This is a genomic window from Marilutibacter maris (assembly GCF_003233695.1).
In the GTDB taxonomy this organism is placed as follows: Bacteria; Pseudomonadota; Gammaproteobacteria; order Xanthomonadales; family Xanthomonadaceae; genus Marilutibacter; species Marilutibacter maris.
On record NZ_CP029843.1, the window covers coordinates 257,750 to 284,605 of the forward strand.

Below are 26,856 nucleotides of genomic sequence, written 5' to 3' on the forward strand. Positions count from 1 at the left end.
TGGTACGGCTATCGGGGGCAGGTCAGTGGTTCTGGGTCTTGGCATATACTTGTTCCAGTTTGTCTGAGTGCTTCTTCTTCTCGGCTTCTGTATCTGCCTCTGGCCTCCCAAACCCTCTAGTGAAAAGCGATGGGTTCCTGCGCAGTTCGTCATATACCCTCGGCGCACGCACCATAAGGCACGCTAGGCCGAAGATATCCGCCAAAACGATTTCGCCTCGCAATCCGGGCTCGATTACTGCCAATGTATTGATGACGCGGCTTATATCTCTTGGCTGCTCAAGAAGCTCACGTAAGCCGTGAAAGTAAACGTGTTGAAGTCGTTCGTCCTGCTTGGGGAAGTGCCATGCAAGTGCCTCTACTGGCAACGAAGAAAGCGCGTCATTGATCAGATTTAGTCGTGAATTCGTTGAGATCGCGGGGAGCGGGAGGCGGACCTGCACAATCTTGTCGATGTAGGTTGAAGCACGTGGTACCGAGGCTGACCTCAGTGCGCGGCGTATGTACTCCGCATCCCAGGCAACGATATAGCCGACGTTCGGAAGCTGTCCCACCGCCTTGACGATCCGTACCATCTCGAAGACTTCAGATGGGAAGAGACGATCAATGTCGTCAATGAACACAAAGACCCTTTTGTCAAACTCTTGCAGCGCACGCTCGAGTCGATCCTTCTGACCTTCGATATCTCTTTCTTTCTGTTCGGCAACGCCGCCAGCGGCCTTGCCTGCGGATTCCATAACCCCCTTGATGAGGCTGGCCCAAGGCTCTGCACCCGGCACCCACTTTACGAGATCGAACACTTTGGCGTAGTTTCGAATTTCTTTCGCGACCTTGTTCGCGCTACCGATATGGTCCGTAAGTTCTATGGCGGAAGCGATCGCGCCGAGGAATTGCCGTAGTAGGGATTCCCGATCGCCAACTATCCAAGGATTGAAGTGGACAACGATCAAGCCTTCTTCGTTCTCTTCGCGTATCAACTGTTCCATCATCGACAGTGTGGAGGTTTTTCCACTGCCCCAAGGGCCTTCGATTGATAGGACGAAGCCAGCAGTGGCCGAGACGCGTGCCAAAGCCGCTACGGCGGCTTTAGCGAACCCTGTTCGTTGTAGCCTGTCCCGCTCGATTGCATCACTTCGCGACAGTGGCTGGTCTGGGCTGATTGCAGGCGCATTCTTGGTCATCGGCTGATCCCTTCCTATTGATCACCGCAATACTATTACCCTGGCACATGTCTTCAATGTAGTTCTTCCCCCCGCTACTGCGAAAGGAGCTTGAAGTCCGGAGCGCTGTGGAGTGTCAGCATCAGTGCGCTATCCAGACCATTGCAGATGTGAGTTGGATCCGAATCCCGTGTGTGAGCTTACTGCGTCGAATGAGGTCTATCGAGCGAAAAAGTGCCGCACTGGTTCCAACTTCCACGCTTAGCAGGGGCAAGATCCCCACAAAAAAACCCCGGCCGAAGCCGGGGTTCGCCCACTGGGGCCAGTGGAGAGATACGGGGGCGGGCGTGACTCAGAAGGTCACGCTCCAGCTGTTGATGTAGCCGGTGTCCTGGTTGGCGTTGTCGTTGACGCGCAGTTTCCAGGTGCCGTTGAGCGGCTCGCTGGACAGGTCCAGGGTGTAGGTGCCGATCACGTTGTCGGTGCTGCCGCCGCTGCGGTTGTGGAGGTTGTAGACGCTGCCATCGGGCGCGACCACATCGACCCTTAGGTCGCCCTTGTAGGTGTGGCGGATGTCGACGTCGACGCTGGCGTTGCTGGGGGCATTGCCGCTGCGGCCGGAGACGGTGATCGGGCTTTCGACGGTGGCGTTGTCGTTGATGGTGTAGTCGCTGGTGTTGCTGTAGGTCTGGGTACCGCCGCCGCCGGTGCCGTAGCTGCCGGTCAGGCTGAGCCCGGAGAACGCCGAGTAGCCGCGCACCATCACGTGCCAGGTGCCGGCCTGCGGGCTGGCGAAGCTGCAGGTCTCGTTGTTGCCGCCGGTGTAGGGCCTGCAGTCGTAGCTGCCGGTGGTCGGCGCGCTGCCGAACTTCACGTACAGGTCGGCATCGCCGGAGCCGCCCGAGGTGACGAACTGCAGGTTGCTGGCGCCGGCCGGGACCTCCATCGTCCAGAACTGCTCGCTGGCCTGGGCGCCGGACACGCCGGTGACCGGCACACCGTTCTGCAACTGGTTGCCGCCGCCGGAGCCGACCGTGACCGTGCGGGTGCGGCTGTTGCTGGCGCCGTCGTCGTCGGTGACGGTCAGGGTGACGTCGTAGCTGCCGGCCGCGGCGTAGCTGTGACTGGGGTTGGTCGCGGTCGAGCTGCCGCCGTCGCCGAAGTTCCAGCTGCGCGAGGCGATCGAGCCGTCGCTGTCGCTGGAGCCGTCGCTGAAGCTGACCGTCAGGTCGTTGGCGGTGAAGCTGAAGTCGGCGTTCGGTGGCAGGTTGCCGCCACCGCCGTCGGGGCCGATGCCGTCGATGTACTGCGCGCCGGTGCCGCCGGCGTCGAGCCAGTTGCTCAGCCGGGTGCTGTTGCTGCCGCCACCGGTCCAGGAGGTGAACAGGCGCCCGTAGTAGTCGCTGCGGTTGCTGCCGGTCGCGCTGCAGGTGGCCGGGCCGCCGTGCAACTGGCCGATCACGCGCTTGTCGGGGCTGTAGATCGGCGAGCCGGACGAGCCGGGCTCGGTCACGCCGCCGGAGGGCTGCCAGAAGATGTGCAGGTGGCTGCTGCCGGCGCCGCCACCGTAGCCGCTGATCTGGGTCGCGCTGGTGGAGATGCTGATGCGCTTCTCGGCCACGTTGGGGTGGTGGATGCCGATCGCGCCGGGGAAGTTCATGTCGCGGCGGTCCCAGCCGCTCCAGTACAGGTTGAAGGCGGCCGGGGCCGGGTCGTCGAGCTCGACCAGGGTGAAGTCCGACGCGCTGTTGCCGGCACGGAACGCCGAACCGGTCAGGTACTGGTCGAGGGTGCCGTCGCCGTCCTGGCCGCTGGAGCTGCTGCCGGGCGTGCGGCAGGTCGAGTTCTGGTAGTTCCAGTAGGTCACCAGCGAGGCCGCATTGCCGCTGTTGATGCCGCAGTGGTTGGCGGTGAGGAAGAACATCCGGCGGTCGCCGGCGGTGTTGTTGAGCAGGCTGCCGCTGCAGAACAGGCTGCCGCCGGTGGAGATCGCCGCCGAGGAGCGCACGATGTTGTCGTAGTAGGGATCGGCGTCGGGGCATTCGACATCGACGTTGCAGGCGCCGGAGGTGCCCAGCGGCTGGATCAGCGCCGACTCGCGGGCCATGCGGCTGAAGCCGCGGTAGTCGTGGCCGATCTGGACCAGGTGCAGTTCGAGTTCATCGACGCTTGCGCGCGGTACCACCACCTCGATCACCGCGCGGTCGCCGGCGACGATCGGGGTCCACAGCTGGCCGTGCGCTTCGTTGTCGGCGTCGCTGAAGTGGCGCACCAGGCGCGGATCGGCCTCGCCGGTCAGGCCCTCGGGGTAGATCAGCATGTAGCCGCCGGCCGGCATGCGGTAACGGTCGAAGCCGAAGTTCAGCGACAGCGCGTCGCGCGATTCGACCCGCAGCCGCCAGACCAGGTGGTCGTCGTCGAGGGCTTCCCAGGCGCCGGCATTGTGCGGGTCCAGATCGACCGCGAGCGGCTGGGCGAAACGCGGCGGCAGGCCGCGCGCCTCGCGTTGCGGGTCCTGCGCGCGCAGGCGCTGCGCGTCGACCGCGGGCATGCTGCGCAGCTCGACGCGGTCGAGCCGGGCGATGTCGTGATCGAAGGCGGCCGGACGCACGTCGGCGGGCGCGGCCAGGGCCGTGCCGATGGACAGGGACAACAAGGTCAGAAGACCGCATGCACCTTTCATAGAGCCTCTCCTTGGTGGGTGTCGCATGGATGGGTGCTGCCAGTGGGTACTGTTAGCGAGTGCCGTCACAAGCCGCGCCGCCCGGGGTCGCCGGGCGGCGCGGAGGGGTGGGTTGCCGATGCGCGCAACCCGATGTCAGAAGTTGATCTCAGAAGGTCACGCTCCAGCTGTTGATATAGCCGGTGTCCTGATTCGCGTTGTCGTTGACCCGCAGCTTCCAGGTGCCGTTGAGGGCCTCGCTGGACAGGTTCAGCGTGTAGGTGCCGATCACGTTGTCGGCGCTGCCGCCGCTGCGGTTGTGGAGGTTGTAGGTGCTGCCATCCGGGGCCACCAGGTCGACCTTGAGGTCGCCCTTGTAGGTGTGGCGGATGTCGACATCCACGCTGGCGTTGCTGGGCGCGTTTCCGCTACGACCGGACACGGTGATCGGGCTTTCCACCGTGGCGTTGTCGTTGATCGGATAGTCGCTGGTGTTGCTGTAGGTCTGGGTGTCGCCACCGCCGCCGGTGCTGTAATCGCCGACCAGGCTGACCCCGGAGAAGCTGCTGTAGGCCTTGACCCGGACGTGGTAGGTGCCGGCCTGCGGGCTGGCGAAGCTGCAGGTCTCGGCATTGCCGTTCTTGTACGGGCGGCAGTCGTAGCTGCTGTCGGTCGGCGCGCTGCCGAACTTGACGTAGAGGTCGGCATCGCCGCTGCCGCCGGACATCGTGAAGCTCAGGTTGGAGGCGCCGGCGGGCACGTCCATCGTGTACTCGACGGCGTTGCCGGCGGTGGCCGCCAGCCCGGTCACCGGCACGCCCTTCTCCAGTTCGTTGCCGGGCGGCGGCGGATCGGTGTCGCCGTCGGTCTTGGCCAGTTCGCCGAGAAAGCCCAGCGCGAGCTTGGCCAATGGGGTGCTGGGCTGGGCGCTATTGCCCATGTTGGCCAGGGTGTCGGAGGTGGTGTGGATGCGGTTGTTGAAGGCGGCCTCGAACATCATCGCGGCCGGGTAGCCGGCGCTGGTCCAGGAGGCGTGGTCGGAGCAGCCATAGCCGCAGGTGTAGGTGCCGCGGGTCAGTCCGAGCGGGGCGAGGTATTCGTCGAACACGTCGCGCACGAACTGCTGCAGGGCGCTGTTGCTGTAGTCGGTGATCAACTGCATGTCGACGCTGGAGCCGCTGGCGTAGTTGGTCATGTCCAGCTGCAGCACGCCGACCACGTTCACGCCCTGGCTGGAGAAGGACTGGGCGATCGCGTTGGAGCCGCGCAGGCCGACTTCCTCGGCGGCGTAGCCCATGAACTTGACCGTGCGCCGCGGCTTCCAGCCATCGGCCAGGGCGATGCGCAGCACCTCGGTCAGGGTCGCGATGCCGGAGGCGTCGTCGTCGGCGCCGGGCGCGTTCATCGCGTTGCCGCTGCCGCTGTTGGAGATCGAGTCCAGGTGGCCGCCGAGCACCACGACCTCGTCGGCCAGGTCGCTGCCCTCGATGGTCAGGATCACCGACGGCTGGGTCGAACAGCTGGAACAGGCGAACAGCTCGGCGCTGACGTCGCTGCGGCCGGCGCCGAAGGCCTGCCAAGTGTCGCGGATCCACTCGGCCGCGGCCTTGCCATGGGTGCTGGCGTAGTAGCGGTTGGGGTAGGCGGTGGACAGGTGGTCGATGGTGGCGCGGATGTTGCTCTCGCTGACCAGCGGCAGCCACGGGTCGACCGTGTCCTGGTTGTCGACGGTATAGGTCGCGAACACGGTCTGCTGGGCCAGCGCGCTGCGCTCGTTGGCGAGGAAGGCCTCGGCCTCGTCCAGGCTGGCGAAGGCGAAGAAGCCGCCGCAGCGGTGCTCGTCGGCGTGGATGCGATGGCTGGCGTCGCTGAGCTGGTGGGCCTGGATGCGCGATATCACCAGCGCGTTGCCGGTGCTGTCGCGCAGCCCGGTCGGGTCGCGGGCGATCGCCGCCAGGCTGGTGCGGTAGCTGTCCTGCGAGGTGACGACATAGACCGGCGCGAACGGGTCGCTGTCGATGCGCTCGGCCAGCGCCGGGCTGATGTGGTCGTGGTGGCGGGTGTCGGCGGTCTGCGCATGGCCGGCACCGCTGGCGGCCAGTGCGGCCACCAGGGCAAGCGAAGCGATATGTCCTTGCATTGCGAAGCTCCTGGGATGCGGATGCGGGGCCTTGTGCGGTGCCCCGCATTCGGGAAGGGACGGGCGCGTCGGCCCGGGTCGGATCTCCCTGTGCGATCCGGAGTAGCGGGGCCCGGCCGAAGCCGGGCCCCGGTGCGACCGGCCGCCTGTAGCTGTCCTGGCGACGGGTTCGCGGTTGCGATCAGGTCATGACATCACGCTTAGAACGCGATCTCAGAAGGTCACGCTCCAGCTGTTGATGTAGCCGGTGTCGTAGTTGGCGTTGTCGTTGACCCGCAGCTTCCAGGTGCCGTTTAGGGCCTCGCTGGACAGGTTCAACGTGTAGGTGCCGATCACGTTGTCGGCGCTGCCGCCGCTGCGGTTGTGGATGTTGTAGGTGCTGCCATCCGGGGCCACCAGGTCGACCTTGAGGTCGCCCTTGTAGGTGTGGCGGATGTCGACATCCACGCTGGCGTTGCTGGGCGCGTTTCCGCTACGACCGGACACGGTGATCGGGCTTTCCACCGTGGCGTTGTCGTTGATCGGATAGTCGCTGGTGTTGCTGTAGGTCTGGGTGTCGCCACCGCCGCCGGTGCTGTAGTCGCCGACCAGGCTGACCCCGGAGAAGCTGCTGTAGGCCTTGACCCGGACGTAGTAGGTGCCGGCCTGCGGGCTGGCGAAGCTGCAGGTCTCGGCATTGCCGCTCTTGTACGGGCGGCAGTCGTAGCTGCTGTCGGTCGGCGCGCTGCCGAACTTGACGTAGATGTCGGCATCGCCGCTGCCGCCGGACATGACGAAGCTCAGGTTGGAGGCCCCGGCGGGCACTTCCATCGTGTAGTTGATGGAGTTGCCGGTGCTGGCCGCCAGCCCGGTTTCCGGCACGCCCTTCTCCAGCTCGCCGCCACCCGGCGGATCGCCACCGCCGTCGCAGCTCACGCCCACGGAAGCGAAGGCCGCGGTCACGTCGGCGACGGTCAGGCTCAGGTCCTCGGCCGCCGACTCGACGCCGCAGGAGCCCTGGTCGAAGTTGGTGCTGGAGGTCCAGTACAGCTGGTTGGCGCGGGCGAACACCCGGAACGCGTTGCGGGTATCCCAGCCGGTCTTGTTGGCGAGCAGGTAGAACGCCTTGTTGTAGACGCCGGAGGAGTAGTGCACGTCCATGCCGTTGTAGTAGTCGTCGGCGTGGCCGATCGAGCGACCGTCGCGGGTCGGATCGTCCATGTAGCGCAGCGCGCCATTGCTCTTGAAGATGTCGGCGCCGACCAGGAAGTCGTTGCTGCCGCGCATGAAGTACTCGGCCGCCTCGCCGGCGATATCCGAATAGGCCTCGTTGATGCCGCCGGACTGCCCGGAGTAGATCAGTCCCGAGTTCTGCTCGGTGAAGCCGTGCGAGACCTCGTGCGCGGACACGTCCAGGCTGACCAGCGGGTAGAAGGTCGACGCGCCGTCGCCGAAGGTCATCGACGAGCCGTTCCAGAACGCGTTCTCGTAGTTGTTGCTGTAGTGCACGCGCATGGTGAGCTGGAAGGTCAGCGGCGGCGCACCGACGTAGTCGTCGTACATGTCGTAGACGACCTTGCCGAAGTAGTGCGCGTCGTTGAGCGGCGAGTAGGCGCCGTTGATCGTCTTCACGGTGTTGCGCGGGCAGGTGTACGAGAACGCCGTGCTGCCGCTGGTGCCGTGGTTGAGGTTGACCGTCTTGACCTGCGAGTTGGTCATCGTGCAGGTGCTGCCGCTCTGGCTGACGTCCATGTAGCCGAAGTCGGTGCCGTACTCGTACTCGCCGGTCTTGGCGTTGCCGCCGGGGCCGGTGCCGTTGGCGTGGGCCAGCGCGTCCCACTGCTTGATGACGCGGCCGCTGTTGGCGTCGAGGATCAGGACCGGGCGGGTCGGTTCGCCGCCGGCGGGGGCGTCGGCGAAGAACGACACCACGAAGACCATGCGCGCGCGGCCGTTGTCGTCGATGTAGACCATCTGCTGCGAGGTTTCGTTCTCGATCGTGCGGCGGGCGAGGTCGGCGCCGAGCGCGGCGCGCTTGCCCAGCGTCGCCGCACGGGCCTTGTCCAGCTTCGGCGCGACCGCCGGCAGCTCGCTCGCCAGGCCCATCACCGATTGGCCGAACAGCCGGTGGACGCTGCCGTCGCTGCGCTCGCTGACCACCACCTGCTCGCCGAACACCGGGATGCCGCGGTAGGTCTGGCGGTAGCGGTAGTGGCGGGTGCCGTCGCGATCCTGGAAGGACTTGATCAGTTCAAGGCCCGAATCGGTCTCCAGTCCGATCATTTCCGCATGGCGGTCGGTGGCGCGCGCGGGCGTGCCGATCGCCGCGCTGGCCGACTGGTACTGCTGGTTCACCTGCGCCGTATCAAGGCGCTGGAGGTCGACCCGCTCGGCCGCGTCCGCGACCGCGATGGACAAACCGATGGCCAGTGCCGAAACCGCGACCATCCGGCCGCATCGAATGTTTGCATCTTTCATGTGCTTGTTTCCCTTCAAGTGTGAAAGATTGGATCGCGCCTGCGCACGACTCAGTGGTCCGGTGAAATGCCGCATCTACCGCAATCACCTCGACGGCCCCCCGGCGATCTCCGGGGGCTGTCCGTTGTCGGTGAGAATCCCCCATGGGCGTCCGGATACACGCCCACTCCAAGCCCGCCAGCCGTGGCGGTGCCACGGTAGGCGGAAACTGTGCGACGGCCTGCCTGGGGCCGCGTCTGCAAGCTCATGCCGTGAACGCAAGGGTCAGAACGTGATGTTCCAGCTGTCGATATAGCCGGTGTCCTGATTCGCGTTGTCGTTGACCCGCAGCTTCCAGGTGCCGTTGAGGGCCTCGCTGGACAGGTTCAGCGTGTAGGTGCCGATCACGTTGTCGGCGCTGCCGCCGCTGCGGTTGTGGATGTTGTAGGTGCTGCCATCCGGCGCCACCAGGTCGACCTTGAGGTCGCCCTTGTAGGTGTGGCGGATGTCGACGTCCACGCTGGCGTTGCTGGGGGCATTGCCGCTGCGACCGGACACGGTGATCGGGCTTTCCACCGTGGCGTTGTCGTTGATGGTGTAGTCGCTGGTGTTGCTGTAGGTCTGGGTGTCGCCACCGCCGCCGGTGCCGTAGTCACCGACCAGGCTGACCCCGGAGAAGCTGCTGTAGGCCTTGACCCGGACGTGCCAGGTGCCGGCCTGCGGGTTGGCGAAGCTGCAGGTTTCGGCATTGCCGTTCTTGTACGGGCGGCAGTCGTAGCTGCTGTCGGTCGGCGCGCTGCCGAACTTGACGTAGAGGTCGGCATCGCCGCTGCCGCCGGACATGACGAAGCTCAGGTTGGAGGCGCCGGCGGGCACGTCCATCGTGTACTCGACGGCATTGCCGGTCGTGGCCGCCAGCCCGGTCACCGGCACGCCCTTCTCCAGCTCGTCGCCGGGCGGCGGCGGGGTGGTGCCGCCGTCGTCGCCGTCGGGAACCTGGTTGTTGAAGTAGCTGGCCACCTGCGGCCAGATCCGCGAGATCTTGGCGCCCTCGTTGTTGCAGCCGCCGAGGTGATGCAGTGCGATCACCTTGTTGCTGGCGCGCGAGATCACCGGCGATCCGGAGCTGCCGCCCTCGGTGTCGCAGGTGTAGCCCAGGTCGCTGCCGGCCTCGCCGCTGGTGCCGTCGGCGGTGGTCGATTTGACCGCGCAGGCGGCGCTGCCGTCCATCACCCCCAGCTCCTTCATGCGGCCGCCGGGATGCTGGGCGATGTACATGCCGTCGCCGACCGAGACCGTGCCGATGTCCAGTCCGAGGTAGCCGAACGGTTCCAGCGCGGCGAAGTTGTTGACCGTGAACAGGGTGTAGTCCAGCGCCGCGTCGGTCTTCAGCATCTGGTTGCCGGTGACCTTGGTGACGGTCGCGCCGGTGCTGCTGCTGCAACTGGCGCGCTGGTAGTTGAACCAGAACTCGGCGCCGGCCACGCCGGAGCTGGTCGACAGGCAGTGGTTGTTGGTGAACAGACGGTTGTCCGGACCCACGCGCCAGACCGTGCACAGGCTGCCGCCGCTGCTGAGCATGCGGCCGACCGGGCGCGAGCGGTCGTAGGCGTCGGGATCGCTGTCGATGTAGCAGGCCACCGGACGCTTGTCGTCGGTGCCGCAGATCGAAGTCGGGTTGACGTCGGTGGCCGGGGTCAGCAGGCCGCTGTCCTGCAGCTCGGGCAGCATCGCCTCGGGATAGCCTTCCAGGTAGTGCGACACCACCACGCCGTGGCGCGAGGTCCACGGCTCGGAGGCGGTGCCGACCAGGCGCAGGATCGCCACCGGTCCGCTGATCGACATCGCCGAGAAGCTGCTCTCGCCGTTCTGGCCGAGCGCCGCGTCGACGGTATGGGCGTCGCGATGGTCGCCGCTGTAGTGGTAGACCTCGCTGCCGTCGGGGTTGGACACCTCCAGGGTCACGCCTTCGGGCAGCGAGAAGTGCTCGAAGTGCACCTTGATGAAGGCGGCATCGTCGGTCCGGATCACGCTGGCGCGCTGGTTGCCCGCGGCCGTCGTGCCGATGCGCCCGTGCAGGCTGATCAGGGCTTCGCGCTGCGCGGCGATCCGGACCGGAACCGGCGCGGCGCCCGGTTCGGTGGGGCCGGCGGCGATGGCGGGCGCGGACAGCCCGAGCGAGACGAGCAGGGCAAGCGCAAGCGGATGCGAATGGGAAACAACGGACTTCATCATGGCTCTCCATTTCCTAATGAAAGTGCGGTGGCAGCTCGGCGCCAGACCGACCCGGCGTCGGGATCCCGGATGTCGGGCCGCCGCTGTCGATTACCTCCCCCTGAGACGACCCTGGCGTCTGGGTTGCGAATGCGCCGCCGCGATTCCTTTGCCGGCGCGTTGCCAGGGTGCGCGAAGCTGGCTGCGTGTTGCTTGGCTTCGCGAAGCGGACGCCAGACACGACGTGGCCGCCCATCGAGTTATCCACGTGGGCGCTGGGCGGTCAAATCGAATATTTCACTAAGTGCGAATATGCGAAGCCGGCTAGGGTGCAAGCGTGACCGTATTCGCTTAATCGCAGGTTTGCGTGGTGGCGCGGTGACGGCGTCGATCCCGGCCGTGCTGCACCGCAACGCAATACGCCGCGCTCGACCGGTCTAGGTGTGCGCCTGCAGGGCCAGCCAGCACGCCGCCGCGGTGGTGGCGTCGCCCAGCGCGGTATGCCGCCCCAGCATCGGAATGCCCAGGGTCGCGGCGATGGCCTCGAAGCCCGCGTCCCCGGCCAGCGCATGCGGATTGCGCCGATGCAGGCGCGCGCGGAACGCCGCGGCCAGGTCGATGCGCGGATTGGGCAGGCGGAAACCGGTGATCGCCGGCGCGACCCGGTCGAGCATCGCCACGTCGAAGCCGATCCGATAACCGATCAGCGGCCTCGGGCCCAGCCAGTCGAGCAGACGCGCGACCGCGTCGTGTTCCTCCAGTCCGTGTTCCAGGTCCTGCGGGCGCAGGCGGTGGTGGCGGATCGCCTCGATGTCCGCAGGCGGTCCATGCCCGGCGTCGGGCCGCACCGTCGCCTGGAAGCGCTCGGTGAGGCCGATGCGGCCGTTGGCGACCGGCACCGCGGCGATGGTCAGGATGCGGTCGCGGGCCGGGTCCAGGCCGCTGGTTTCCATGTCCAGCGAGACCCAGCTGTCCGCCGGTGCCGGCCGCAGCAGCGCCCCCCACGGTCCATGGCCATGGCGGCGGCGGTCGAGCCAGCGGCGCAGCGGCAGCGGAGTCGGCATCGTCAGTCGCGCAGATGGAAGGCGCCGCGCAGATGGTCCTTGAACGCGTTGACCACGCGCAGCGCATCGCGCAGCAGTTCGCGATCCAGGCGCCGCAACGAGGCCGGGTCGAGGCGGTTGTCGGCGGCGCGGCCGGCGGCCAGCGCCTGCAACTGCGCGCCCAGGCGCAGGCGCATGAACACCGCCAGCGCCTGCGGCACGTCGCGGCCGAGTTCGGACGACAGTGCGCCGGCATCGACCAGGGCGGCGCAGCGATCGAAGCTGTTGTGGCGGTCGATGCCGTGACGCAGGGCCAGCACCCGGATGCCGTTGACCAGCGGGAATACCCCGCCCTTCTTGATGTCGATGCCGCCGGCGTCGTCGCGCACGCGGCCGAACAGGTTCAGCGGGGTGGAGAACTCCAGCGAGGCGCGGGCCAGCTCGCGCATCAGGATCTCGTCGCGTCCCAGCGCGGCGATCGCCTCGGCGACCGGCGCGTACAGGGCGGTGTTGCCGGCGACCGGGCGCGCGTCCAGGGCGATCGCCAGGTCCAGGGCGCTGCCGCCGTCGCGCTCGCGGCGCCAGTGTTCGATGCGTTCGCGCCATTGGCCCACGCGCATCCGCCAGTGCGGATTGCGCACCATCACCCCGCCCGGGCAGGGCGGATAGCCGATATCGGCGAGGACTTCGCCGAAGCGCCGCATCGCCGCATCCAGGCCGTCCCATTCCAGCGCGTCGTCCAGAACCAGGGCGTTGTCCTGGTCGGTCTTGAGGATCTGCTCGCGTCGGCCCTCGCTGCCCAGCACCAGCAGGCACATGCGCTCGCGCAGCGGCGCCGGCACCACTTCGGCGAACACCCGGGCGAGGATGCGGCTGTTGAGCGCGGACACCAGCTCCATCAGGTAGCTCATGCGCGCGCCCTGGGCGTGCAGCTGGCGCACCAGCGCGGTCATGCTGCGGGCCGCCTCGGCGACCTCGGCCAGGTCGCCGGCGCGTTCCAGGCGCAGGCTGATCAGGTGCGAGTGGCTGGTGTAGTGGGCGAGCACCTCGGCCATACCGAGGGTGCCGAGCACGCGGCCCTGCGCCGACGCTTCGCCCTCGCTGACCAGGACCCGCTCGATGTGGTGCTCGGTCATCGTGACCAGGGCCTGGAACAGCACGTCGTGGTCGCGCACGCCGATCACCGGCCGCTGCGCCAGCGGACCGACCGGCGCATCGACCGGCACCCCGTCCAGGGCGATGGCCTCGAGCAGGTCGGTGCGGGTCAGCATGCCCAGGCCGCCGTCGGCGTCCGTCGGCGAGGGGTCGACCAGCAGGCAGTCGACCCGGGCTTCGCGCAGGCGCCGCGCCGCCTCGGTCACGGGGGTGGCGGCGGCGACCCGCACCGCCGGCGCCAGTTGGGCGTCGCCGACCCGGGTCAGCATCAGTTCGGACAGCTCGGACGGCTGTTGCGCGCTGGCGGCCAGCCGCCGCTTCAGCGACAGGCCTTCGTGGAACCAGGCGGCGAAGGCCGGGTTGCCGGCCAGCAGCTCGCGGAACAGCGGGGCCGGGATCAGGAAGCTCAACACGTCCTCGGCGGCCTCGTAGCGGTGGCGGGCGCGACCGGCGATCACCGCCCAGGCGCCGAACACGTCGCCGGGTCCGAAGTCGGCGAACAGGCGCCGGCCCTCGCCGCCGTCGGCAGCCTCGTCCCAGGCGCGGACCACGCCCTTGAGGATCACGTGGACGTGTTCGGAGGCCGCGCCGGCCGCCAGCAGCACGCGGCCGGCCGGATGGAAGCCCAGGTCGACCGCCCGCTGCACCCGCGCCTGCTCGGCCGCGTCGAGCAGGTCGAACGGCGGAACGCCGAGGTCGAGGCCGGGCACCGGTTCCATGCCGTGCAGCCTGCCACGGCGCGGGCGCCGGCGCATGCGACTTTGGGCTGAGGGCTGAGGGCTGAGGGCTGAGGACCGGCAGGCGCCCGTCCATCACCCGCCCTCGTAGGAGCGGCGTAAGCTGCGACCGGGGCCTTCCCGGTAGAGCCTCATCGCGGCTCACGCCGCTCCTACGAAGAGCACGCGTCAGCCTTGTCCCTCCCGCCCCCTGGGTCAGGGGATGGGTCACGCCTCCATGCCGTAGGAGCTGCGTGAGCTGCGACCGGGGCTTTCCTGGTAGGGCCTCATCGCGGCTCACGCCGCTCCCGCGAAAGACCTGTGGCCCCCGGCCCGGCTACACTCCCGGTGCTGTCGCGGAGGAGAACATCGCAGGCGTGATTCCGGGCTGGGTACTGCTGCTGGTTTCGCTGGGCTACGTGGCCTTGCTGTTCGCCGTGGCCTATGCCGGCGACCAGCGCAGCGACGCGATGATGTCGCGCCACCGCTGGCTGCGTCCGGCGGTCTATTCGCTGGCGCTGGCGGTGTATTGCTCGTCGTGGACCTTCTACGGCGCGGTCGGCACCGCGGCGCGCACCGGCATGGGCTTCCTGCCGATCTATCTGGGGCCGCTGCTGCTGCTGCTGTTCGGATGGCGGTTCCTGGAACGGCTGGTGCTGATCTCCGGCGAGAACCGGATCGTCTCGATCGCCGACTTCCTGTCCTCGCGCTACGGCCGCGCGCCCGGGCTGGCGGCGCTGGTCGCGCTGCTGGCGCTGGTCGCGGCGGTGCCCTACGTGGCCCTGCAGTTCAAGGCGGTGGCGATGAGCGTGGACGTGCTTGCCGGGCTGCCCGCCAACGCGCCGCCGCTGTCGGATCCGGCGTTCTACACCGCGCTGCTGCTGGCGGTGTTCGCGATCCTGTTCGGCACCCGCCAGATCGACGCCACCGAGCACCACCGCGGCATGGTGCTGGCGGTGGCGCTGGAGTCGGTGGTCAAGCTGGTCGCCTTCGTCGCCATCGGCGTGTTCGCGCTCGCCCACCTGCCCGGCAACGGGCATCTCGGCCAGCGCATCGTGCAGGCCGCCGATGTCGTGCTCGCCCCGGGCCTGCCGACCGGCTTCGTCGCCCAGACCCTGCTCGCGTTCACCGCGATCCTGTGCCTGCCGCGCCAGTTCCACGTCGCCGTGGTCGAGTGCCAGAACCCGGCCGATGTGCGCACCGCGCGCTGGCTGTTCGGCGGCTACCTGATGCTGATCAGCGTGCTGGTGGTGCCGATCACCCTGGCCGGGCAGGCGGTGCTGTCGGGCGACGCGGTGTCGCCGGACAGCTACGTGCTGGCGCTGCCGTTGGCGCTGGACCGCGACATGCTCGCGTTGATGGTCTATGTCGGCGGCTTCTCCGCGGCGACCGGCATGGTGATCGTCGCCAGCGTCGCCCTGGCGACGATGGTCAGCAACGATCTGGTGATGCCGCTGCTGTTGCGCGCCGGCACCCTGCAGCAGACCCCGGCGATCGATCGCCAGGTGGTGTGGGTGCGCCGGATCACCATCGTGATGCTGGCGATGCTCGCCTACGCCTACCACCGCGGCGACCTGCTGCGGGGCGAGGGCGACGGCGGTCTGGCCCAGCACGGCCTGTTGGCGTTCGCCGCGGTCGCCCAGTTCGCACCGGCCCTGATCGGCGGCCTGTACTGGCGCGGTGCCAGCCGGATCGGCGCCTCCAGCGGCTTGGTCGCCGGTGCGCTGCTGTGGGCCTACACCCTGTTGCTGCCGGCGCTGGCGGGCGGCGGCTGGTTCGACGATGGCTGGGTCGAGCGCGGCCCGCTGGGGCTGGACTGGCTGCGCCCGCAGCAGCTGTTCGGCCTGCAGGGCTGGGACCCGCTGACCCATGGCGTGTTCTGGTCGCTGCTGTTCAACATCGGCGTGTTCGTGTTCATGTCGATGCGCAAGCGTCCGCGCTTGCAGGAGCAACTGCTGGCGACGCCGTTCCTGGACCCCTACGCCCAGCGTCCGGCGTTGGGCCCGGGCGGCTGGACCGGCAACGTGCGCGCCGGCGAGCTGTTGACCCTGGCCGAACGCATCGTCGGCGAGCGCCACGCGCGGCGCGCGTTCCAGGCCCATGCCGCGCAGCAGGGGCAGCCGTGGCAGCCCGGCCAGCCGGCCGACCGCGCCCTGACCCAGTTCACCGAGCGCCTGCTGGCCTCGGCGATCGGCGCGGCCTCGGCGCGCCTGACCCTGACCAGCGCGCTGCGCGGCTCGGGCATGGAGCTGGGCGAGGTGGTGGCCCTGCTCGACGAGGCCAGCCAGGAGCTGCGCTTCAACCGCCAGATCCTGTCGACCACGCTGGAGAACATCAGCCAGGGCGTCAGCGTGGTCGACGTCGACCTGCGTCTGGTCGCCTGGAACCGTCGCTACCAGGAGCTGTTCGACTACCCCGACGGCATGCTCTACGTCGGCCGCCCGGTCAGCGACCTGATCCGCTGGAATGCCGAGCGCGGCGAGATGGGCCCGGGCGACGTCAACGACCAGGTCCGCCGCCGCATCGCCCACCTGCGCGCCGGCACCCCGTACGTGTTCGAGCGGGTGCGCGCCAGCGGTCAGGTGGTGGAGATGCGCGGCCGTCCGCTGCCCGGCGGCGGCTACGTCACCAGCTACAGCGACGTCACCGACTACAAGCGCGCCGAGCAGGCCCTGCGCGAGATCAACGAGAACCTGGAGCAGCGCGTCGAGCAGCGCACCCGCGAGGCCGAGGCGGCGCAACAGTCGCGGACCCGGTTCCTGGCCGCGGTCAGCCACGACGTCCTGCAGCCGCTCAATGCGGCGCGGCTGTTCACCACCGCGCTTCGGGACAGCCGCGACGGCGACGAGCAGACCCGGCTGGCCGAGCGCGTCGATGCCGCCCTGCGCGCGGCCGAGGACCTGCTCGACGGCCTGCTCGACATCTCGCGCCTGGACGCCGGCGCGCTGCGTCCGGAGATCGTCGACTTCGACGTCAACGAACTGCTGCGCGAACTGGTCGCCCAGTACGCGCCGATCGCCGCCGAGCGCGGCCTGCGACTGCGCGTGCGTGCGCCGGAGCGTCCGCGGCGGGTGCGCAGCGACCGCCGCCTGCTGCGCCGCGCGCTGCAGAACTTCCTCGCCAACGCGCTGCGCTACACCCGCAGCGGCGGTGTGCTGATCGCCGCGCGGCTGCGCGATGGCGCGGTCGAACTGCAGGTCTGGGACACCGGGCCGGGCATTTCAGAGCATCACCTGGCGCAGATCTTCGACGAGTTCCGCCGCTTCGAGGGCCCGACCACCGGCGGCGAGCGCGGGCTCGGCCTGGGCCTGTCGATCTGCCAGCGCATCGCGCGCACCCTGAACCACCCGCTGCGGGTGCGCTCGCGGGTCGGCGCCGGCAGCGTGTTCTCGATCACCGTGCCGTTCGGTGCCCCGGCCGCCGAGGCGGCGCCGGTCGAGGAGGCCTCGGCGGCCAGTGTCGCGCCGCTGTCGATCACCGATACCGACACCCTGGCCGGCCTGCGCGTGCTGTGCGTGGACAACGACCGCGAGATCCTCGACGGCATGCGCACCCTGCTGCAGCGCTGGGGCGCGGTCGTGCTGACCGCGACCGATACCGATGGCGCGTTGGCGGCGGCCGGCGCCGGACCGCCGCCGGACGTCGCCCTGGTCGACTACCACCTGCACGACCGCCTCGACGGCCTGGGGGTGATCGATGCGCTGCGCGCGCGGCTGGGGGCCTCGTTCCCGGCCGCGCTGTTGACCGGCGACGGCTCGGACGCGCTCAAGCACGCCGCGCGCGAGCACGGCTGCCGGGTGCTGACCAAGCCGGTCAAGCCGGCGACCATGCGCGCGTTCCTGGCCGCGCAACGACAGAACCACCGCGCCTGAGCCGGCGCGCCTGCGGCCCCGTGGGCGGCCGCCTCAGCCCGGGCTGGTCTCGAGCCGTCCGTGGACCGCGGGCGGCGTCGGCGGCGTGGCGTCGTCGGCGTGGAGCACGACGCGGTCGCGGCCGCTGCCCTTGGCCCGGTACATCGCGGTGTCGGCGTCGGTGAACATGGTCTCGAAGACGTAGCCCGAGCGCCGCGAGGTCGTGCAGCCGAAGCTGGCGGTGATCCGCTGGTCGTGGCCGACCTGGCTGGCGTCGATCGCGGCCAGCCGTTCGCGGCAACGGTCGGCGATGCGTCGCGCGGCATCGGCGTCGCCGCCGCAGGACAGGATGCCGAACTCCTCGCCGCCCAGGCGCCCGCACAGGTCGCCGTCCCGGCACACCGCCTTGCAGGCCTCGGCGACCTGCTTGAGCACCCAGTCGCCGGCGGCATGGCCGTGGCGGTCGTTGATGAGCTTGAAGTTGTCCAGGTCCAGCAGGACCAAGGCCGCTTCCCGTCCGGACTCGCCGCAACGCTTGAGCTGCGCATCGGCGGCGTCGCGGAAGTGGCGGCGATTGCTGATTCCAGTCAGCCCGTCGGTCTGCGCCTGGCGGCGGAACGCCATCTGCACGCGCTTGATCTTGTACGCCCAGTAGCCGATGCCGGCCAGCACCACGCCGAGCAGCAACAGCAACAGCCGGGTGTTCTGCGCGGAGGTGTGGGCGACCTGCTGTTCGAGCTTGAGCACCTCGTTCTGCTTGCTCAGCAGCGCGATCGCCTGGTCCTTCTGCTGGACCTCGTTGCGGCTCTGCTGGAAGGCCAGTTCACGCGCCTTGACGTCGTCAAGGTAGGCCTTGTCGGCCTCGGCGTAGTGACGGTATTCGTCGAGCGCGCGCTGCAGATCGCCGCGCTGGAGGGCGATCTCGTGCAACACCCGGTGCGCGGCGACCCTGGGTAGCGAGAACGCGTTGTTGCGACTGGCTTCCAACGCGGTATTGGCGCTGCGTTCGGCGCTGTCGAGCATGCCAGCATCGAAGGAGTACTCGGCCAGCAGCGAGTGAAACTCACTGATCAGGCGCGGGTAGCGGGTTTCTGAAGCTTCTTTGATATGTGCTTCCAGCAGCAGTCGTGCCTCATCCTTGCGACCGGTGCGGGCGAGGTTCTTCGCCAGGTAGGTTCGGATGAGGTTCGAGAACCCAAGCTCGCCCTGGCTGGTGCAATAGTCGATCGCCGAGTTGGCGGTATCATCGCTATCGGGCCACTGGCCGAGTCCGAGAGCAGCTTCCAGATAAAGTTGCCTGGCTGCGCAGCGTTGGCGTGGAGGGTCGGTTTCCGCGAACGCGAGATCGGCGTATCGCATGCCCAGGTCATACTGGCCGAGCTGGTTGTACAACAGCGCGCCCACTGCGTAGGTCTTTCGTCTGAGTGATGGCGTGATTGCTTCCGAGGCCGCTAATTCCAGAGACTTGTCCAAGTAGCTAAGGCCTACTGGAAAGTTGCGTGTTGCTGCCGCGCTGTTGGCGATCAACATCAGGACTCTGAGCTTTAGGCTCGGCTCCTGGACGCTCTCATTAAGCTCGATAAGCGATTCGATCGCGCGGTCGAACCGCCCCTGGTAGCCCTCACCATATGCCTCCAAGAACCGCAGGTAATGCAGTTGCCCAGGGGTCGCCTGATTCTGGTCCTTGCGTAGCCTGGATATTGCGAGTGCGAAAGCTGTCGGGTTGGTGCTACGCAGCGCGTCGGCTTCTTCCAACTGTTTCTGGAAAGACTCCGAAGCTTGGCAGAAGTTGCCCAGAACAAGAACTAATGAGCAACAGGCAGACAACCAAGCAGCCCGTTTCGCGCGCCCTGGGCACACCGTAGGCGTCGTTGCGGCGCAGGTTCGGTGGGTAGCGAAAAGTTTCATGCGAAACGGGCTGTCGGTCGTCGACGGATCATGCCGCGAGAGACGACTCCTCTCGCGACGGCTCTTCACGGTCAGGTGCGTCTTCTTGCTCGTCGTCGCGGCGCGGTTCGTCGTCCTCGGCCGGGAGCAACATGCAGTAGGTGACTTTCGCAGTCTCCATCAACTGCCCGATGGCGTCGGCGTCTCCTCGGGCGAGTGCGTCTGAGAGTTCGCCTTCACCAAACGATTGCTCGGCGAGTGCCCTCAACTGATCTGGAGCTTGGACGTCCAGGTTGACTGCAAGCGCCTCCAGGAACTTCACGACATTCGACATCACGCGACTCCTTCTTCCAGTGGTGGTGTGTACGGCAAAGGGGGTTCGACCTCTCCGGACCGCTCGAGCTCGGCGATACGCGCCTGCATCGCGGTGTCGGGTTCCATCGCGCGGGCCGGGGGCACGACGAGGGTGGTGTGCATGTGCAACGGTACTTCGGGCAGTTCCCGCAGTTGCAGGCGCTGCATCCGTGGCTGGGCGATCGGCAGGGTCGCCGCCTCGTAGGCGATGACCTCGTGGTCGCCGGGGTAGTCCTGCAGCAGGCGTTCGAGCAGCAGCCGACGATGCGCCGGGCCGGTGGCGAAGCGGCGGTAGCTGCGGTCGCCGACGATGCCGACCTGCCACAGCACCAGCCAGGCGGTGGGGTCGAGCCGGCGGCGGTAGAACAGCAGCTGGCTGGCCTCGTAGTGCTGGCAGCCGGTCCGGCCCGGGTCGATGCCGAGGTCGGCGTACAGGCAGTCCTCGGCGGAAATGCCCGGCTCCATGTGCGCGTGGAAGCCCTCGGCGCGGGCCTGGGCGATGGCGTCGTGCGGCGCCTTGGCGAACACGCCCGGGTGGCCGTAGAAGGCGCCGCACACGTGCCTGCCGGCGCGGACCTCGTCGAGCATCGCCTCGACCATCTGCCGGTAGGTGTCGTGGCGCGGTTTGCCGGCGGCGTAGAACGGTTGCAGGCTGCGCACGTCCGGGTTCATCTGCCGCAGCCATTCTTCGACCAGCGGGTCGGAGACCGCGGCGAACACGACGTCGGCCTGTTCGACATGGCTGCGCGCCCGCGGGCCGATATGGGCCCCGAGCATCATCCCCAATCCGACACAGGCAAGCCTGCCCGACAGCTTCTCGGCCGGCACCGTCATGTCCCCTACGCTCCCCTCAGTGCAGACAGGACAATACCCGTAAGGACAGACTTTGCAAAATGATTCAGACGCCGTCGCGACGGGTGCTCCAGGCTGAACGGGGCAGCTCCCAGCGGCACTGGCCGACGGCGCTGGCCCGTTCAGGCGCGCGGACGAAGCCGAACCGGCCCAGCAGGCGGTCGATCACCCGCGCATGGTCGTCGTCGGGGCGCTCGGCGCAGATCAGCGACAGCCCCATCCGTTCGAAGCCGTGGGCGATCAGCGGCACGAAGGTTTCGCTGGAGACGCCGCGGTTCCACCACGGTTCGACCAGGAGCACGCCGATCTCCGCTTCGGCGCCGTTGCGCAGATAGCCGGCGACCCCGATCGGGGCGTCGTCGTCGCGGGCGTCGATGATCCAGAAACGGTGGCCGGGGGTGTCGCTGCGGGCCCAGTCGATCGCCCGCGCGTACAGGCGTTCGGCGGCGGCCGGCGACAATGGCGGCATGATCCGCGCCATCACCGCCGTGCTGCTGTACAGCGCGCAGTACAGGGTGCGGTCCGCGGGGTCCGGCCGGCACAGCGGGCGCAGTCTGAAACGTCCGGTTTCCAGCACCTGCGCGCTCATGCCGCGGCGGTCATCCGGCGGCCGGCAAGGGATGCGCCGGTGCGATCCGGACCCGGCCCAGGCCGCCGTCGGCGCTGCGGTCGAACAGGCAGTAGCGGTCGGCCATCAGCGGCAGGCCGAGGATCGACTCGTTCGGCCAGCCGGGCAGCTGCGGCATCAGCAGGAAGAACGATTCGCCGGCGTACATCGCGTTGCGTGGCCAGTAGTGGTCGGGGGCGCAGGTCAGGGCGACCTCGCCGCCGTCGTCGCCTTCCAGGTAGAAGGTCAGCTCGGGCCAGTCCAGTGCATCGACTTCGCTGTTGGCGACACCGTGCTGGCTGGCCTTGAAGGTGTTCCAGAACTTCTCGGCGAGCGCGGGCAGGCGCGGGTCGATCGCGGCCAGGTCGGCCATGATCGCGTCGTGGGTGCCGGTCTCCAGCACCAGGAAGCTGCTGCCGGTGTCGAGGATGGCGTTGCTGGCGGCGCGGTTGGCGTACTGCGGGTCCAGCGGCGGCACCGCGATGCGCGGGCGCTCGCCGACCTGCACCGCGACCAGGTTGGCGTTGTAGTAGAGGTCGTGGACGATGCGCACGTCCTGGAAATCGCCGGTATGCAGCGACGGCGCGTCCTCGCCGCCGCCAAGGACCATGATCCCGCGGTTGAGCGGATCCGTGTCCAGGGTCGGATCGTCGGCGCTGTCGTCGAGCACGTGCACCAGGGCGCGGCGCACCAGCATGCCGAAGCGGTCCTGGACCCGCCCCTGTTGCGCCAGTTGCGAGAACAGCGGTAGCAGCGTGACCTGGGGTTGCTGACGCAGCAGGCGGGCGAAGGTGTCGAGGTCGTCGTCGTCCACCGCGAACGGCCATGGCCAGGTCAGCGCCGGGTCGGCGCCGCGCGCGCTGAGCACCGCGCCCATGTCGTGGGCGGTATCGAGCCCGGAATAGGCCAGCCCGAAGATGCCGTCGGCGTCGCGGAAATCTTGCGCGGCGGCTTCGATCACCGAGACCTCGGCGGCGTCGACGTCGCAGGCGTGCGCGCCGTGTCCGAATGCCAGCCGGGTCCGCACCACCGGCCCGGTCCAGCTGCCCTGGCCGTAGCGGACCTGCTGCGCCCAGGAGGTGCCTTGCAGATGCGCGTCGTCGTCGGGGTCGTAGGCGTGCGGCAGCACCACCAGGGTGCTGCTGCCGCTGTCCAGGACCAGGTTGGCGGCGCGGCCGCCGCTGCCGAACGCGATCGACACGGTGTAGGCGCCCTTGGCCCAGGCCAGGGACGTCGCCAGGTGGATGCCGGGCGGGGACGGGTCGCGGTTGCGGCTCGGGGAAGCGCTCATGCCCCGATTGGAGCAGATCGCGGGGGCGTTGCGGAAGCGGCGCACGCGCCGGCCACGCGCGCCGGCATCGGCGGGTCGCTCAGTCCAGCTCTTCCGGCGGCGGCACGATCGCACCCGGATCGACCGCGAGGCGGCCGGCGATCAACACCGCCTGGGTGCGGTTGTTGGCGCCCAGCTTGCGCAGGATCGCGGTGACATGGGCCTTGATGGTGGCCTCGGACACGCCCAGGTCGTAGGCGATCTGCTTGTTGAGCAGGCCGGCGCCGAGCATCTGCAGGACCCGGAACTGCTGCGGGGTGAGGTCGCGCACGCGCAGCGCGGCGTCGTGCTCGGCCTCGTCGGCGGCCGGGGCCGACAGCGCCGCGGCCGGCGCCCAGCGGTCGCCGTCGAGCACGCTGGTGATCGCCTGGCCGAGGGTGGTCGCATCGGCCGACTTGGGAATGAAGCCGACCGCGCCGTGGTCGAGCGCGCGCCGCATCACCGCCGGCTCCTCGCGCGCGGAGACGACCACGATCGGCAGTTGCGGGTGCAGCGCACGCAGATGGACCAGGGCGCTGAAGCCCTGCGCGCCGGGCATGTTGAGATCGAGCAGCAGCAGGTCGGCGTCGGGCTCGCTCTCGACCAGGGCGTACAACGACTCGACGCCGTCGGCCTCGCGCAGGCGGGCCTCGGGCAGCACGCGGGCGACCGCACCGCGCAGGGCCTCGCGGAACAGGGGGTGATCGTCGGCGACGATGACGGTATGGCTGGGGGCGGGCGGCATCCGGATTCCGTTGGGCCGGTTCCCTGCCCGGGGGCAGGGAGCGTGGGGGTTCTGGGTCGAGCCTACAGCAAGGCGGGCATGGCGGATGTCGCGTCGCCGGCCCGCCGGGAAGCGCGCATCGGTCAGGGCACGCGTCGCTCCTTGACCAGCGAATCGACCACGGTCGGGTCGGCGAGGGTCGAGGTGTCGCCGAGCTGGTCGGGCGCGTTCTCGGCAATCTTGCGCAGGATCCGGCGCATGATCTTGCCCGAACGCGTCTTCGGCAGCCCCGGCGCCCATTGCAGGTGGTCGGGGGTGGCGATCGGGCCGATCTCCTTGCGCACGTGCGCGACCAGTTCCTTGCGCAACGCGTCGCTGCTGGCCTCGCCGGCGATCAGGGTCACGTAGGCGTAGATGCCCTGGCCCTTCACGTCGTGCGGGAAGCCGACCACCGCCGCCTCGGCGACCTTCGGATGGCTGACCAGCGCGCTCTCGACCTCGGCGGTGCCGATGCGGTGGCCGCTGACGTTGATCACGTCGTCGACGCGGCCGGTGATCCAGTAGTAGCCGTCGGCGTCGCGGCGGCAACCGTCGCCGGTGAAGTACATGCCCGGGTAGGTCTTGAAATAGGTGTCGATGAAGCGCTGGTGGTCGCCGTAGACCGTGCGCATCTGCCCCGGCCAGGAGTCGAGCAGGACCAGGTTGCCCTCGGCCTCGCCCTCCAGGAACCCGCCGCCGGCGTCGACCAGGGCCGGCTGCACGCCGAAGAACGGCCGGGTCGCCGAGCCGGGCTTGAGGTCGGTCGCGCCGGGCAGCGGGGTGATCAGGATGCCGCCGGTCTCGGTCTGCCACCAGGTATCGACGATCGGGCAGCGGCTGTCGCCGACCACCTCGTGGTACCAGCGCCAGGCCTCCGGGTTGATCGGTTCGCCGACCGTGCCGAGCAGGCGCAACGAGGCGCGCGAGGTCTTCTTCACCGGCGCGTCGCCATCGCGCATCAAGGCGCGGATCGCGGTCGGCGCGGTGTAGAACAGGGTGACCTGGTGCTTGTCGATCACTTCCCAGAAGCGCGACACGTCCGGGTAGTTGGGCACGCCCTCGAACACCAGCGCGGTGGCGCCGTTGGCGAGCGGTCCGTAGACGATGTAGCTGTGGCCGGTCACCCAGCCGACGTCGGCGGTGCACCAGTAGATGTCGTTCTCGCGCAGGTCGAACACGCACTCGTGGGTGTAGCTGGCGTAGGCCAGGTAGCCGCCGGTGGTATGCAGCACGCCCTTGGGCTTGCCGGTGCTGCCGGAGGTGTAGAGGATGAACAGCGGGTCCTCGGCGTTCATCCGCTCCGGCTCGCAGGTGTCGGGCTGGCCCTCGACCACCGCGTCGTACCAGCGGTCGCGCGGCATCTGCATGTCGACCGCACCATGGGTGTGGCGGACCACCAGCACGGTCTCGACCGAATTCGTGCCCGGCAGCTTCAGCGCCGCGTCGACATTGGCCTTGAGCGGGATCTTCTTGCTGCCGCGCAGGCCCTCGTCGGCGGTGATGATCAGCTTGCTGCCGCAGTCGGCGACGCGGTCGGCGATCGAATTCGGCGCGAAGCCGCCGAACACCACCGAGTGGATGGCGCCGACGCGTGCGCAGGCCAGCATCGCGACCACCGCCTCGACGATCATCGGCAGGTAGATCGTGATCCGGTCGCCCTTGCGCACGCCCAGGCCGCGCAGCGCATTGGCGAGCCGGCACACGCGCGCATGCAGGTCGCGATAGCTGACGTGCTCGGCGGGGCTGTCCGGATTGTCGGGCTCGAAGATCAGCGCGGTCTTGTCGCCGCGGTCTTCGAGGTGCCGGTCCAGGCAGTTGACGCTGGCGTTGAGCTCGCCGTCGGCGTACCAGCGGATATGGAAGTCCTCCAGCGCGAAGCTGACGTCCTTGATCCGGGTGGGCGCCTTGAACCAGTCCAGGCGCTCGCCGACGCGCCCCCAGAACGCATCCGGGTCGGACACCGACTCGGCGTACATGCGCGCGTACTCGTCGCGGCCGATGCGGGCGCCGGCGGCGAACTGCCCGGGAACGGGGTAGAGGGCGTTGGGATGGTTCATGGGACGCTCCACTGATGGCTGGCCTGGTGGCGGTTGCGGGGGCCGTGGCGCGGGCGCCGATGTCGGCCGTTTGCTTGCCCGTTCGTCGCATGGACGTGCTGCAACGCAACGAAAGGGACCGATGGGACCCCAAGTTTGCCCCATCGATCCGCGCATCCGGTATCGCCGGGCTTAGACCATGGTCGAAAAAGTGCCGCGCAATCCCGGCATCGCGGCGATTTTCGACCAATGGCGAATGGTTCGCCCCGAATCGGTGCGCGCAGGCTCCGGCTGACCGTGCCTGGCCACGGCATTCCTTGGGAGGGAATCATGTCCAAACGCATTGCGCGCAAGCGGCCGCTGGTGGCCGCGCTGGCGATGGCACTGGCGCTGCCCGGCCTTGTCCATGCCCAGACCGCGAAAGAGATCGAGCTGGAAGCCCGCGTCGCCGAGCTCGAAAAGATGGTCCAGCAGCTGGTCGAGCAACAGAGCACCCAGCAGACCGCGCCGCGGGCACCGGCACCGGCCGTCGCCGCGGCCAGCGACACGCCCACCGTGCAGTCGACGCCGATCCTGACCGGCACGCCCGGCGGGCGCTTCTCCTACGGCGGCTTCATCAAGCTCGACACGATGGTCACCGACACCAGCGACGGCCAGATCGCGGAAGGCTCGGCCGGTCGCATGTTCTACGTGCCCAGCACGATTCCGGTCGCCGCCAACGGCGCCGAACCCGATGTCGATCCGTACACCGACTTCGGCGCGCAGTTCTCGCGCTTCTGGTTCGCCGCCGACTACAGCAACGACGACGGCGACAAGTTCCGCGGCTACATCGAGGCCGACCTGTTCGGCGGCGGCAGCGGCAACCTCGGCAACGAGCTGTCGACCAACACCCACGGCATCACCATCCGCCATGCCTACGTGACCTGGAACAACTGGCTGGCCGGCCAGACCTGGACCAACTTCCAGGATCTGGGTTCGCTGCCGGACACGGTCGACTTCCTCGGCGTCACCGACGGCACCATCTTCGTGCGCCAGGCCCAGGTCCGCTACACCAACGGACCGTGGTCGTTCTCGCTCGAAAACCCGCAGACCCTGGTCACCGACTACCAGGGCGCTGGCCGCCATACCTCCGGCGACAACGTGATGCCCGACGTCACCGGCCGCTGGAGCACCAAGGGCGACTGGGGTCACTTCAGCGTGGCCGGCCTGTTGCGCCAGTTCAAGGACGGCGACGAGACCGCCACCGGCGGCGCGGTCAGCGTGGCCGGCAAGTTCAACCTCGGCGATCGCGACGACATCCGCTACATGGTCAACGCCGGCAGCGGTCTGGGGCGCTACATGGCCTTCGGCATGGGCACCGACGTCGTCGCCGACGCCAACGGCGACATCGACGCGATCACCGGCTACGGCATGTTCGCCGGCTGGCGTCACGTGTTCGGTCCCAAGCTGCGCGGCAACCTGATCTACTCGGCCGCGCACTACGACAACGACGTCGCCCTGACCGGCTATGGCGTGACCGAGCGCTCGCAGTCGCTGCGCGCCAACCTGATCTATTCGCCGTTCCCGAAACTGGATATCGGCGCCGAGCTCAGCTACGGCGAGCGTTCGCTCGAGGACGATCGCGAAGGCGACCTCAAGCGTTTCCACACCACCGTCAAATACAGCTTCTGAG

Annotated in this window: 16 protein-coding genes; 2 read left to right on the forward strand and 14 right to left on the reverse strand. The window is 68.5% G+C overall.

Annotated features, from left to right (window positions below):
- Positions 1-22: 22 nt before the first annotated feature.
- The 7 genes from C9I47_RS01210 to C9I47_RS01240 form a co-directional block, all read right to left on the reverse strand.
- The gene (locus C9I47_RS01210; protein WP_111265114.1) at positions 23-1,180 is read right to left on the reverse strand and encodes a KAP family P-loop NTPase fold protein; all 1,158 of its coding nucleotides are present in this window, start codon (positions 1,178-1,180) and stop codon (positions 23-25) included.
- A gap of 331 nt (positions 1,181-1,511) precedes the next feature.
- Positions 1,512-3,842 (reverse strand): proprotein convertase P-domain-containing protein, encoded by a 2,331-nt coding sequence (locus tag C9I47_RS01215; RefSeq protein ID WP_223250223.1) that lies wholly within the window; start codon positions 3,840-3,842, stop codon positions 1,512-1,514.
- A gap of 148 nt (positions 3,843-3,990) precedes the next feature.
- On the reverse strand, positions 3,991-5,961 hold the full coding sequence (locus C9I47_RS01220) for a M20/M25/M40 family metallo-hydrolase (protein ID WP_111265115.1): 1,971 nt from the start codon (positions 5,959-5,961) through the stop codon (positions 3,991-3,993).
- A 213-nt stretch (positions 5,962-6,174) separates the two neighbouring features.
- Positions 6,175-8,388: a M4 family metallopeptidase gene (locus C9I47_RS01225; RefSeq protein WP_111265116.1), complete on the reverse strand. Its 2,214-nt coding sequence runs from the start codon at positions 8,386-8,388 to the stop codon at positions 6,175-6,177.
- Positions 8,389-8,682: 294 nt separating this feature from the next.
- Positions 8,683-10,632 carry a proprotein convertase P-domain-containing protein gene (locus tag C9I47_RS17795; protein ID WP_223250224.1) on the reverse strand — a complete coding sequence of 650 codons (1,950 nt, stop codon included), beginning with the start codon at positions 10,630-10,632 and terminating at the stop codon, positions 8,683-8,685.
- A 416-nt stretch (positions 10,633-11,048) separates the two neighbouring features.
- Positions 11,049-11,675: an exonuclease domain-containing protein gene (locus tag C9I47_RS01235; RefSeq protein WP_111265117.1), complete on the reverse strand. Its 627-nt coding sequence runs from the start codon at positions 11,673-11,675 to the stop codon at positions 11,049-11,051.
- A 2-nt stretch (positions 11,676-11,677) separates the two neighbouring features.
- The gene (locus C9I47_RS01240; protein WP_190238567.1) at positions 11,678-13,528 is read right to left on the reverse strand and encodes a putative nucleotidyltransferase substrate binding domain-containing protein; all 1,851 of its coding nucleotides are present in this window, start codon (positions 13,526-13,528) and stop codon (positions 11,678-11,680) included.
- A 374-nt stretch (positions 13,529-13,902) separates the two neighbouring features.
- On the opposite strand from C9I47_RS01240, the gene C9I47_RS01245 reads away from it, so the two are divergent.
- Complete coding sequence (locus tag C9I47_RS01245; protein WP_111265119.1) at positions 13,903-17,397, forward strand: hybrid sensor histidine kinase/response regulator; 3,495 nt, start codon at positions 13,903-13,905, stop codon at positions 17,395-17,397.
- A 33-nt stretch (positions 17,398-17,430) separates the two neighbouring features.
- Here the strand turns inward: C9I47_RS01245 and C9I47_RS01250 are convergent, their stop codons facing one another.
- The 7 genes from C9I47_RS01250 to acs all read right to left on the reverse strand — a co-directional run bounded on the left by C9I47_RS01250 (position 17,431) and on the right by acs (position 25,205).
- Complete coding sequence (locus tag C9I47_RS01250; protein WP_190238568.1) at positions 17,431-19,131, reverse strand: sensor domain-containing diguanylate cyclase; 1,701 nt, start codon at positions 19,129-19,131, stop codon at positions 17,431-17,433.
- Between the two features lie 181 nt (positions 19,132-19,312).
- Positions 19,313-19,597: a hypothetical protein gene (locus C9I47_RS01255; RefSeq protein WP_111265121.1), complete on the reverse strand. Its 285-nt coding sequence runs from the start codon at positions 19,595-19,597 to the stop codon at positions 19,313-19,315.
- The gene (locus C9I47_RS01260; RefSeq protein ID WP_111265122.1) at positions 19,597-20,451 is read right to left on the reverse strand and encodes an SAM-dependent methyltransferase; all 855 of its coding nucleotides are present in this window, start codon (positions 20,449-20,451) and stop codon (positions 19,597-19,599) included. Before C9I47_RS01260 ends, C9I47_RS01255 begins: the two co-directional genes overlap by 1 nt.
- Before the next feature lie 64 nt (positions 20,452-20,515).
- Positions 20,516-21,058, reverse strand: a complete 543-nt coding sequence (locus C9I47_RS01265) for a GNAT family N-acetyltransferase (RefSeq protein WP_111265123.1) — start codon at positions 21,056-21,058, stop codon at positions 20,516-20,518.
- Between the two features lie 10 nt (positions 21,059-21,068).
- Positions 21,069-22,367, reverse strand: a complete 1,299-nt coding sequence (locus C9I47_RS01270; RefSeq protein WP_111265124.1) for a pepsin-like aspartic protease — start codon at positions 22,365-22,367, stop codon at positions 21,069-21,071.
- 79 nt (positions 22,368-22,446) lie between these two features.
- Positions 22,447-23,130 carry a response regulator transcription factor gene (locus tag C9I47_RS01275; RefSeq protein WP_111265125.1) on the reverse strand — a complete coding sequence of 228 codons (684 nt, stop codon included), beginning with the start codon at positions 23,128-23,130 and terminating at the stop codon, positions 22,447-22,449.
- 122 nt (positions 23,131-23,252) lie between these two features.
- On the reverse strand, positions 23,253-25,205 hold the full coding sequence (gene acs, locus C9I47_RS01280) for an acetate--CoA ligase (RefSeq protein ID WP_111265126.1): 1,953 nt from the start codon (positions 25,203-25,205) through the stop codon (positions 23,253-23,255).
- A 309-nt stretch (positions 25,206-25,514) separates the two neighbouring features.
- Here acs and C9I47_RS01285 point away from each other — a divergent pair, with 309 nt between their 5' ends.
- Positions 25,515-26,855, forward strand: coding sequence for a DcaP family trimeric outer membrane transporter (locus C9I47_RS01285; protein WP_111265127.1), 1,341 nt, complete (start codon positions 25,515-25,517; stop codon positions 26,853-26,855).
- Position 26,856: the final 1 nt, after the last annotated feature.

Coding starts and splice junctions, on each gene's coding strand:
- C9I47_RS01215 (WP_223250223.1), bottom strand. CDS start 3,842: ATGAAAGGTGCATGCGGTCTTCTGACCTTGTTGTCCCTGTCCATCGGC.
- C9I47_RS01225 (WP_111265116.1), bottom strand. CDS start 8,388: ATGGTCGCGGTTTCGGCACTGGCCATCGGTTTGTCCATCGCGGTCGCG.
- C9I47_RS01270 (WP_111265124.1), bottom strand. CDS start 22,367: ATGAGCGCTTCCCCGAGCCGCAACCGCGACCCGTCCCCGCCCGGCATC.
- C9I47_RS17795 (WP_223250224.1), bottom strand. CDS start 10,632: ATGATGAAGTCCGTTGTTTCCCATTCGCATCCGCTTGCGCTTGCCCTG.
- C9I47_RS01255 (WP_111265121.1), bottom strand. CDS start 19,597: ATGTCGAATGTCGTGAAGTTCCTGGAGGCGCTTGCAGTCAACCTGGAC.
- C9I47_RS01235 (WP_111265117.1), bottom strand. CDS start 11,675: ATGCCGACTCCGCTGCCGCTGCGCCGCTGGCTCGACCGCCGCCGCCAT.
- acs (WP_111265126.1), bottom strand. CDS start 25,205: ATGAACCATCCCAACGCCCTCTACCCCGTTCCCGGGCAGTTCGCCGCC.
- C9I47_RS01210 (WP_111265114.1), bottom strand. CDS start 1,180: ATGACCAAGAATGCGCCTGCAATCAGCCCAGACCAGCCACTGTCGCGA.
- C9I47_RS01275 (WP_111265125.1), bottom strand. CDS start 23,130: ATGCCGCCCGCCCCCAGCCATACCGTCATCGTCGCCGACGATCACCCC.
- C9I47_RS01285 (WP_111265127.1), top strand. CDS start 25,515: ATGTCCAAACGCATTGCGCGCAAGCGGCCGCTGGTGGCCGCGCTGGCG.
- C9I47_RS01240 (WP_190238567.1), bottom strand. CDS start 13,528: ATGGAACCGGTGCCCGGCCTCGACCTCGGCGTTCCGCCGTTCGACCTG.
- C9I47_RS01265 (WP_111265123.1), bottom strand. CDS start 21,058: ATGAGCGCGCAGGTGCTGGAAACCGGACGTTTCAGACTGCGCCCGCTG.
- C9I47_RS01220 (WP_111265115.1), bottom strand. CDS start 5,961: ATGCAAGGACATATCGCTTCGCTTGCCCTGGTGGCCGCACTGGCCGCC.
- C9I47_RS01260 (WP_111265122.1), bottom strand. CDS start 20,451: ATGACGGTGCCGGCCGAGAAGCTGTCGGGCAGGCTTGCCTGTGTCGGA.